Below are 10,139 nucleotides of genomic sequence, written 5' to 3'. Positions count from 1 at the left end.
AACCGGTACCGCCATTGCCGCCTCGACGATGGATTCCCGGCTGTCCAAGACGGTCGGCTGGACACCCCACGCACAGACGGGCTTGCCTTCCAGCCCGCGTCACGGCGCATTCGTCAACGTTCCCCAGACGATCCTGGACGCAATGGAATCCTGGAGCGGAATACACGCCGTCGATTCCGTCACGGAAGTCGCTCTGGACGGGCGACGAGCCACCGCTACCGTGACCGCCGCCGACTCCGGCGACGTCGTCGGTACGGTCACCTTCACGCTGGGCGACTGGAGCCAGGCCGTCGCTCTGACCGATGGGCGGGCCGACGTCGCCCTGCCCGGGGGACTTGCGGGCACGCTCATCGCTCACTACGACGGCTATCGCGACAACCTGGTCAACGCTTCACAGGGCGCTGTCGCCGTTCCCGCCGACGAACCCACAGCCGAACCGACCGCTGAGCCGACGGCGGAGCCCACCGCGGTGGAGCCGACGACTCCGACCGCCACTCCGTCCCCTGCTCCTGTAAGTGGTAGCGGCCAACCGGGTGACGGTCCCGTCACGAGCGCCTCCACAAACGCCCCGGCCGAGGTCGCTGTCGCCGAGAGGGTGTCGCGCAGTGGGAAGGCGGAACCGGGCCGGCCCGGCGCTTCCCTAGCTCGTACGGGCGCAAACACGGACCTCGCCTTGCTCAGTGGCGGCCTGGTGCTCATCGGTGCGGGCGCAGTGAGCGTGCGCCGTCGTCGGGCCTGAGCCCACCGGGGGCGGGGCGCAGCCGTGCCTCGCCCCCCTCACCCCAGCCCCGTCAACCGATGCGACCACGTGGGCGAGACCGCCCCGCAGTAGAAGGAACCTCAAATGCCCCTAACGATCCCGGACCGCAGACGGGCGCGGCGCATACGCGCCGGACTCGGCCGTGCCGCAGCGGCCGCGTTGCTTGCCGCGCCCCTGGCCCCCGCAGTGGCTTTCGCCGCCGAGCTGCCAGACCCCTACGTTCATTACACCTTCGACTCTGCCGCCGCTGACGGTACGGTCGCCGACGCGGCGGGCAGCGGTCTGGCGGCCACGGTCTCCGGTGAGGGCGCCGCCTTCGCCGAAGGCTCGATCTCACTGCCCGGAGGCGCGAACGGCTCGGGCGCCGCTTTCGTGAGTATCCCGGGCGCCGCATATGCAGGACAGGAAGCCGTCACCATCTCCATCTGGATGACCAACGCCACCGGCAGCGACAACTATGCCGGCGCCTACGTGGGCAACGCCGACCGCACCAAGGGCTACTGGCTGCTCAATCCTGCCAACCCCTCGGGCGCCGTCAAGTCCGTCATCACTTCTGCCACGGCCGCAAACCCGGCCGCGGAGACCTGGAACACCGAGATCGGCTCGACGCAGGCCCCGGCCCGCTCATCCCTGTCGCTGTACACGACCGTCATCAGCGGCGCCACCGGCACGATGAGCTTCTACCTAGATGGCGTCAAGATCTCCTCACACGCGATCGCCACCGACCTGACCGACTTCGGCGATCTCGTCGCATTCATTGGTAAGTCGCCCTATCCTGATCGGTTCTTCAAGGGGACGGTTGACGATTATGCGGTCTACCACGAGGCACTCACCGACCAGCAGGTGTCCGAGCTTTATGCCGACCAAGCGGCTGAGCGCGCAGAGGTCCTCGCCCCTGCCGCGATCGAGTCCGCATTGGCCGTCGTTGCTGCCAAGGTCCCCGCTGAGGCAGTGGAGACCTTCACTGTCCCGGTCACCTCTGGGCCGGTCGGGATCTCCTGGTCATCCTCGGAGCCCGGGGTGATCAATGTGGACGGCGATGGTGTAGCCTCCGTCTCTCGGCCGCGCGCCGAGGAGGGTGATGCGGCGGTGACTCTGACCGCCACCTACTCGTTCCCCGGCGCGGATCCAGCGGTGCGCACCTATACCGTCAAGGTATCGGCCGACCAGACCGATACTGCCAAGGTGTCGGCAGACGCCGAAGCACTGGTGATCCACAACGCCGACGACATGCGCTCGAACTTCTCAGTTCCCACCGTCGGCGCCGCAGGCTCGGCGATCGCCTGGGAGGTGATTGAGCCCGGCGCCGCCGATCCGCGACTGATCGCCGGTGTCCGCGACGGGTCGGCCACCTACGTGATCAAGCGCCCGTCCGCCGGCTCCGATCCGACCATCGTGGTTCTGCGCGCCACGGTGACCAGCGGCGACGTCGCCCAGACGAAGGACATTGCTGTCACCGTCCAACCGATGCCGTCCGTGCAGGCCGAGGAGGCATACGTGTGGGCCTTCTTCACAGGTGAGGGACAGGGCGCGGAGAAGATCTCCATTGCCGCCTCCAAGGGCAACGACGCGCTCGCCTGGAACACCCTCAACGACGGTAATCCGCTCATCGAGTCCACCGAGGGCACCGGAGGCCTGCGCGACCCGTTCATCATCCGCTCCCACGACGGCGATCGCTTCTACATGCTTGCCACCGATCTTAAAGTTGCGGGCCTGCCCGGCGGATTCACCACCGCCCAGCGCACCGGGTCGAAGTACCTCGAGATCTGGGAGTCAACCGACCTCGTCAGCTGGTCCGAGCAGCGCCACGTCAAGGTCTCCAGCGACTACGCCGGCAACACCTGGGCGCCGGAGGCCTACTGGGACGCCGAACTGGGCAAGTACGTCGTGTACTGGGCCTCCAATCTGTATGACACCGTCGACTCCGCGGATCGAACCAGCCTCACCTACAACCGCATGATGTATGTGACAACGGACGACTTCGTCACCTTCTCTGAGCCACGTGTATGGATCGACTCGGTGCGCAAGTCGGGAACGGACGGCCTGGGCACCATTGACGTAACCGTCGCCGAAGAGGACGGCGTCTACTACCGGGTCTACAAGGATGAGGGCGATATGACTCTTCGCGAGGAAAAAACTACGGTCCTGACATCCACGGTGTCCGGGGACCTTCCCGGTGCCGAGGGGTCTCCCGACCAGTGGACACTCATTACCGAACGAATCGCGGCAGGGCTGCCCAACGGTGTGGGGACGAACACCTTCGTCCACGGCGAGGGGCCGTCGATCTTCAAGGCGAATGCTGACGACATCAATGGTGCCGCCTGGTACCTGTTCATCGACCAGCCCGACTATCATGGGGGCCCAAACCATTACGTGCCCTTCGCCACTGACAAGCCCCTCGCCGACACCTCGGCGGCCGACTGGTACTCCGCCGCGGCGAAGCTATCCAGCAACCTGCCGCAGAACGCGGACGGCGGCCGGCCACGCCACGGCACGGTCATTCCGGTCACCCGGGCGGAGTATCAAACAGTACTACTGGCGCTTCAACCCGATATCGCGGTCAGTGCCGTCGAACAGGTGTCCGTTACCACGACGCTGAACACTCAACCATCGCTGCCGAGCACCGTGGAGTTGACCATGGCCGACGGATCCGTCCAGGAGACTGGCGTGACCTGGGCACCGATCACAGCCGAGTCACTGGCAAGCCCCGGGCAGATACGCGTCCGGGGAACTGCGGCTAACGACACCCGTGAACCCGTTGAAGCCGTGGTCACCGTCCTGCCCGTCAATGAACCCGACTCAGAACCGTCACCGGTGCCTACGCCATCACCAACGCGGGCGGCGAGCGGTGAATCGCCGACCCCGGTCCAGGCCGCGACCGGAACCCCAATGACGCGGGCGCAGGAGTCGGCTGCAGCTGCCGCCCCCGTGCCAACATCAGCGCCCCCTTCTCAGAACCCGGCCTCTGTTAACAGCACGACGGCGGCTCCAATACGGCGAGACGACAATGCCGGATCCGGTGGGCGCAGGAGTCTTCCCAAAACCGGCACCGGACTGACGGGATTGCTGATATCGGTAGCGTTCGTGGGCGGCGGGTGTGTCTTGGTAGCACTTCGTAACAGCAAGCACGGGCTGTACTCACACCCGGATCCTCGGTAGCCGGACGTGCGGACGCCACCGTGACGTGTGTCGTGGGTCGGGGCGGGGGACTGGGCGAGGTCCGCTGGTTCTTGATGGTGTAGCCCATACCTCCGCGCCCCGTCGTCCTACACGAAAGTGTCGGGTCTGGGCGCGCCGGGGTGCCGCCGGGGAAGTCAAAAACAACAACTTCATAACGGGATGGCCGAAGGTTTGACAGGCCGCATGTGAACGTTCACAATCTAGTTGTACGAGCGCATAACCGGCGCGTGAAGTTCGTCCTGCTAGGGGTGAACGTCGGGCGTGCGCAAACGTGGCGGTTACCTAAAGGTGGGGCCGTTCTGATTCTCGAGGGAGAGACTCATGAAGCGTCGCGAATTCCTTGTCATGTCTGCTGTTGGTGGGGCGGTCCTGGGTTTGAGTGCCTGTGGTTCGTCCAAGTCGGGCGGCTCCGGCGCCGAAGGGGACGCCATCGTCGTCGGGTACTCACAGCTGGGCGCCGAGTCGGGTTGGCGCACCGCCAACACCGAGGACATCAAGAAGCATCTGACCGCCGAGAACGGGTTTGATCTGACATTCGTGGACGCCCAGCAGAAGCAGGAGAACCAGATCAAGGCGCTGCGCGACTTCATCAGCCAGGATGTGGACATTGTCGCGTTCTCTCCCGTCGTTGAGACGGGTTGGGACGACGTGCTCCAGGAACTCAAGGATGCCGAGATTCCAGTGATCTTGGTGGACCGTTCCGTCGACACAACGGTCGAGGATCCCTACGTTGCGCACATTGGCTCCGATATGGCTGCCGAGGGCAAAATGGCCGGCGAATGGGTGCAGGAGAACTTCCCGAACGCCAAGATCTTTGAGCTTCAGGGCACGATGGGTTCGGGGCCGCAGGTGGACCGGGAAGCGGCATTCGACGCCATCATGGGTGACAACGTCATCGGCAAGGCCACGGGGAACTTCACTCGTGCCGAAGGCAAGACCGCAATGGAGGCCGCACTCCAGGCGTATCCGGACATGGACCTCGTGTTCTCCCACAACGACGACATGGGCCTGGGAGCGATCGAGGCGATTGAAGCGGCCGGCAAGAAGCCGGGTACGGATATTGCCATCGTCACCGTCGACGGCGTCAAGGACGGGCTGCAGGCGCTGGTCGACAAGAAGTTCAATTACGTTGTTGAGTGCAACCCAATCTTCGGCGAACAGCTCGGCGAACTCATGAAGAAGGTCGTTGCCGGCGAAGAGGTCGAGAAGAACACCGTTGTTGAGGACAAGACGTTTGATCAGACAATCACGCAGGAGGAGGTCGACGCGCGGCCGTACTAACTCGGATCGGCGTTCCTGAGGTGTTCAGCTTGCGGCCCACGGCCTGGCCGTGGGCCGCAAGCACGGCCGTACTCCTCTTCTCCAAATGATTCCTACCACTACACTTCGACGAAATGGAGGGACCATGGCTACCGGCACGCAGGATGTGCGTGGGGCCCCCACCCCGATCGTGGAGATGTCCGGCATCACAGTCACCTTTCCGGGAGTGAAGGCGCTCGACGACGTCGACTTCCGTCTTTTTCCCGGCGAGGTGCATGCTCTCATGGGTGAGAACGGTGCAGGTAAGTCCACGCTCATCAAGGCGCTGACCGGCGTCAATAGACTGACGGCGGGCACGATCAAGGTTGACGGTGAGGAGGTGAGTTTCGCCGATCCGGCTGATGCGCAGAACAACGGTGTCGCGGTTGTGTACCAGGAGGTCAATCTCTGCCCCAACCTATCGGTAGCCGAAAACGTCATGCTGGGGCACGAGCCCAAGCGTGGTCCCTTCATCAACTGGCGGGAGATGCGCCGACAGACCAAGGAACACCTGTCGCGACTTCACCTAGATATTGACCCTGCCACCACGTTGTCGCAGCACAGCATAGCTACTCAGCAGTTGTGCGCCATTGCGCGGGCACTGGTCGTCGACGCCAAGGTCCTTATACTTGATGAGCCGACCTCGTCGCTTGACGAGGATGAGGTGTCGGAACTGTTTGAGGTCATCCGAGAACTGCGCGACGCGGGTGTCGCAATCCTATTCGTTTCGCATTTCCTCGACCAGGTATATGAGATATCGGACCGTATGACAGTGCTTCGCAACGGCAAACTGGTCGGCGAGACTCCCACGGATGAGCTGTCGCGCTCCGAACTCATCTCCCAGATGATCGGCAAGGACGCCGCTGAACTCGACGCGATCGGCGGCGGAACCCATGAGGCGGCGGTCAAGCGTGAGGACGCTCCGGTGCTCAGCGCGCTCGGGGTCTCCAGCAAGGGGAATGTCGCGGCATACGATCTTGATGTGTACCGGGGAGAAATCGTCGGCATCGCGGGCTTGTTGGGGTCCGGTCGCACCGAGGCGTCTCGCCTACTGGCGGGGATAGACAAGATTGACACCGGCGAACTGAAGATCAAAGGCTCCAGCGTACGCCTCGCCAGCCCGCTGGCCGCGTTGAAACAGGGGGTCGCATACTCCACCGAGGATCGGAAGAAGGAAGGCATTATCGGCGACCTAACCGTCCGCGAGAACATCGCGTTGGCCGTCCAGGCGTCGCGCGGCGCATGGCGGCCTCTGCCGCGCAAGGAACTGGACGGGATTGTCGATAAGTACATGGAGGCGCTTGACATTCATCCCCGCAATCCCGGGATGTTGATCAAGAACCTGTCTGGCGGGAATCAGCAGAAGGTGCTGTTGGCCAGGTGGCTGGCCACCGCCCCCGCGCTGCTGATTCTTGATGAGCCGACCCGCGGCATCGATGTTGGAACGAAGGCCGAGATTCAACGTCTCGTAGCTGAGCTCGCTGGGCAGGGTATGAGCGTCATCTTCATCTCCTCCGAGTTGGAAGAGGTCTTACGCCTCTCTCACCGGATCATGATTATGCGAGACCGCAGTAAGGTGGGCGAAATGGTCAACGGGCCGGGGGTTACGGCCGGCACTGTCATGTCGACTATTGCTGCTGAGAAGGGTGAGGCCGATGAGTGATGCACGGTCGAACGAAGGTACGGATAATCGGGCGCCCGCAGATATCAAGCGAGGTTCCGCCGTCCGAGCGCCTGGCGACTACGCGGATCGCGAGCGAGTCGAACGGACATCCGCCTTACGGCGTATCACCTCCCACAACCTGTTTGGGCCGGTGCTCGCACTTTTGCTTCTCCTGGCGGCGTGCCAGGTGATGAGCCCGGGCTTCCTGAGCATTTCCCTCCAAGATGGGCACCTGTTCGGACAGCTAATAGATATTCTGCGCGCGGCCGTCACTCCCATGCTCCTCGGACTGGGGATGTGCCTGGTCATCGCTACTGCTGGCATCGATCTTTCAGTGGGTGCCGTTATGGCTATTTCACTGGCGGTGTCGTTGACGTTCCTTGATAACGCCAATGATGCTGCAGCGCCGGGGACTGTCGTTACTGCGATCGGGCTGGGCCTGGCGGTCGGGTTGGCGGTAGGCGTGTTTAACGGCTTCCTGGTCTCCGTGTTGGATATACAGCCATTCATCGCCACGATGATCCTCATGGTTGCGGGCCGGGGTATAGCAATGCTTATCACGCGGGCACAGATCACAACTGTGACTTCGGCGCCGTTCAAGTCGATCGGTTCCGGATTCACCCTCGGTCTGCCGACCCCGGTAGTCATCGGTGCGCTGGTGTTCATCCTGCTGGTATTGTTCGTGCGCAAGACGGCTCTGGGCATGTTGGTGGAGTCGATCGGCATCAACGCGGAGGCGTCGCGTATATCGGGTGTGCAATCGCGCCGGATTATGTGGCTCGTATACATTCTGTGTGGCCTGCTGGCGGGCTTGGCGGGGCTCATCTACGGTGCCCCGACCATGGCCGCGGACGCTAATAATATCGGCCTCATGAAGGAGATGGACGCGATCCTCTGCGTCGTCATAGGCGGCACAAAGATGAGCGGTGGCAAGTTCTATCTCGGCGGCACGGTAGTCGGCGCTCTGGTGCTGACCGCTATCGAGCGCGCCGTCATCATCTTTCACATCCCTGCGACCGCGACTCCGTTGTTCAAGGCAATTGTCGTCATCGTGGTTGTGGTTGCGCAGGCACCGCAGTTCCGCGACTGGGCCCAACGCCACAAGCGGGTCGGCGGGGCCGTTGAAGACTCGGTTAGGGAGGTAGCGGCATGAGTGACGTAGCCATGTCCACCGTGAACAAAAGGAAGCGGGACAACGCTGGGCGGGGCGCCGGGAAGGCCGCTCGCAATGGCCTCCTTGGTCGTGTATTCGATCCGAAGTATTTGCCGGTAGGCTCCACAATACTGACGCTGCTGATCATGCTCGCGATCGGCCAGGTCCGGTACTCGGGTAGTCGTCCGTTCGTCTCGATGAAGCTGTTCTCGAATCTCTTCGCTGACAACTCCTTCATTCTCGTTCTGGCCGTCGGCATGACGGTCTGCATCCTCACCGGTGGTATCGATCTTTCTGTGGGCGCGGTCGTGGCCCTCGTCGGCCTGGTGATAGCGAAGCTGTTGCCGGCGGGGGTGCCGCTGCCGATCGTGCTGGTCGCCGCGGTGCTCATCGGCACCTGCTCGGGCCTGCTGATTGGGGTATTGGTGAGGTACTTCGACTTTCAACCATTCATCGCTTCGCTAGCGGTGATGTTCCTCGTCCGTGGCGTCGCCAACCTGGTGTCCGCTCAGTCGCTGGCCATTAATGACGAGGGCTTCTCGGCCTTGGCCTCCTGGGCGATCAAATTCGGTGAGGGTCGCGATTCGTGGAAGATTACGCTTCCGATGATTATTGCATTCGTGGTGGTGCTGATCGGTTTCTATCTGCTGCACTACACGCGTTTTGGTCGTACCGTGTACGGCATCGGGTCCGGCGATGATGGTGCGGCGGCGAATCTCATGGGACTCGCGGTAGGCCGCACGAAGATCCTGCTCTACATGTTTTCGGGGACGTGCGCGGGCATCGCCGGCATCCTCTTCGCCATGTACACCAAGTCGGGCTATAACCTCACCGGTGTGGGCATGGAGCTGGATGCGATCGCTCCGGTGGCCATCGGTGGCACCTTGCTGACCGGCGGGCGCGGATACGTCTGGGGTAGCGTCGTGGGCGTTATGGTCTATGGCCTACTCCAGGTTCTGATCGCCCGCGAGGGACTCGACTCGTGGTGGACGAAGGTATTCATCGGTGTCTTCCTGCTCGCCTTCGTGCTCCTGCAGCGTGCACTGAGTCGTAGGGGCAACTGAACTAGGTGACCCGGATTCCGGTGGCGGGGCGTTCCGATACTGCTCGGTCCACCCCGCCACCGGTTTTGTGGCTTTTCGTGTTTGTGGGTGTGGTGGGTGGGGTGTCTGGGTGGTGGTTTGTGTGTGTGACGAGCGGGGATGGGATAGTTCACCGTGAATCTCGGCGGACAGCGGTGAATCTCGGCGGATATCGGCGGTCTCGGCGGATAGCGGTGGATCACGGCGGATATCGGTGGATCGTGCGTGAGGGGTCGTGCCTTCGCCTGACGGTTCGTGTGTTCTGGTCGACGGTTCGGCATATCCGGTGACGGTTCGTGGGGTAGGGGTACGAACCGTCGTGGTTCATGCCGAATCGTTGGTGCTACCTGACGAACCGTCACTGGAACACACGAACCGTCCACCCCGCTACGCCGCCCCCATGACGCCACCCCCTGACGCCGACCAATGATGGCCCGCGCGTAAGAGCCCTCCGAAGTACCCTCCGCCGCTGCACTCGGCAGTCCGCCTGGCCCGCGCCCGGCGGTGCGGGCCAGCGCCCGGCTGAGTGGTCCGGCGGTGTGGGCCTGGGGGTGTCGGGGAGGTCGTTTGTGACGCTAGTTAGTGGTCTGTTGAAGGTCTCCCGGGGCGTGCGGCAGGCCGGTGAGTGGCGTTGCGGACGGTCAAGGCGGTGTTGCGTACCGAAACCCTCCACATTCGGGAGGGCTTCGGGCCGAAGAGGACGTTCTGGCCGAACCAAGGTCGTCCCCGGGTCGACCAGAACACACCACCAGCCGCACCCCCCAAACACGAAGAGCCGCTTTAGGCCGGCGTGTCGTTGGGTGTTCGCAGTCGGCGTGCCTTGTTTGGAGCGCTTCTTTATGTTTGGACCGCCATAGTGTGCCACTGGGGCGGCCCAAACAGACGTAAGGGGTCCGACCGATGTCGGCCCCACCCGGCGAGGCCGGCTGCGGCGCGGTGGTCGAGGCCCGGCAGGCGGTGCACTCCCACCGTTGGGCGCCTACGGCGGTGCGGCTCGAGCTG

The 10,139-nt window shown here is 63.3% G+C and carries 6 protein-coding genes; all 6 read left to right on the top strand.

Going from position 1 to position 10,139, the window contains the following annotated elements; genetic code table 11:
• A partial coding sequence (locus BN1056_RS11750) for an LPXTG cell wall anchor domain-containing protein (protein ID WP_210581446.1) occupies positions 1-739 on the top strand: 739 nt, incomplete at its 5' end.
• A gap of 105 nt (positions 740-844) precedes the next feature.
• Positions 845-3,919, top strand: coding sequence for an immunoglobulin-like domain-containing protein (locus BN1056_RS11745; protein ID WP_210581444.1), 3,075 nt, complete (start codon positions 845-847; stop codon positions 3,917-3,919).
• A gap of 342 nt (positions 3,920-4,261) precedes the next feature.
• The gene (locus BN1056_RS11740) at positions 4,262-5,221 is read left to right on the top strand and encodes an ABC transporter substrate-binding protein (RefSeq protein ID WP_210581464.1); all 960 of its coding nucleotides are present in this window, start codon (positions 4,262-4,264) and stop codon (positions 5,219-5,221) included.
• A gap of 124 nt (positions 5,222-5,345) precedes the next feature.
• Positions 5,346-6,902, top strand: a complete 1,557-nt coding sequence (locus BN1056_RS11735; protein WP_210581442.1) for a sugar ABC transporter ATP-binding protein — start codon at positions 5,346-5,348, stop codon at positions 6,900-6,902.
• Entirely contained in the window at positions 6,895-8,055 is a 1,161-nt protein-coding gene (locus BN1056_RS11730) for an ABC transporter permease (RefSeq protein ID WP_210581440.1), read from the top strand. The genes BN1056_RS11735 and BN1056_RS11730 overlap by 8 nt, the downstream gene beginning before the upstream one ends.
• Positions 8,052-9,119, top strand: a complete 1,068-nt coding sequence (locus BN1056_RS11725; RefSeq protein WP_210581438.1) for an ABC transporter permease subunit — start codon at positions 8,052-8,054, stop codon at positions 9,117-9,119. The genes BN1056_RS11730 and BN1056_RS11725 overlap by 4 nt, the downstream gene beginning before the upstream one ends.
• Positions 9,120-10,139 lie beyond the last annotated feature (1,020 nt).

The sequence above is a fragment of the Actinomyces succiniciruminis genome (genome assembly GCF_900002405.1).
GTDB lineage: Bacteria > Actinomycetota > Actinomycetes > Actinomycetales > Actinomycetaceae > Actinomyces > Actinomyces succiniciruminis.
The sequence above is the reverse complement of the archived record's forward strand: the minus strand, read 5'-3'. Positions and strand labels throughout refer to the sequence as shown.

What these genes read in the sequence shown, in the direction of transcription:
- BN1056_RS11740 (WP_210581464.1), top strand. Translation starts at nt 4,262, where the DNA reads ATGAAGCGTCGCGAATTCCTTGTCATGTCTGCTGTTGGTGGGGCGGTC.
- BN1056_RS11730 (WP_210581440.1), top strand. Translation starts at nt 6,895, where the DNA reads ATGAGTGATGCACGGTCGAACGAAGGTACGGATAATCGGGCGCCCGCA.
- BN1056_RS11725 (WP_210581438.1), top strand. Translation starts at nt 8,052, where the DNA reads ATGAGTGACGTAGCCATGTCCACCGTGAACAAAAGGAAGCGGGACAAC.
- BN1056_RS11735 (WP_210581442.1), top strand. Translation starts at nt 5,346, where the DNA reads ATGGCTACCGGCACGCAGGATGTGCGTGGGGCCCCCACCCCGATCGTG.
- BN1056_RS11745 (WP_210581444.1), top strand. Translation starts at nt 845, where the DNA reads ATGCCCCTAACGATCCCGGACCGCAGACGGGCGCGGCGCATACGCGCC.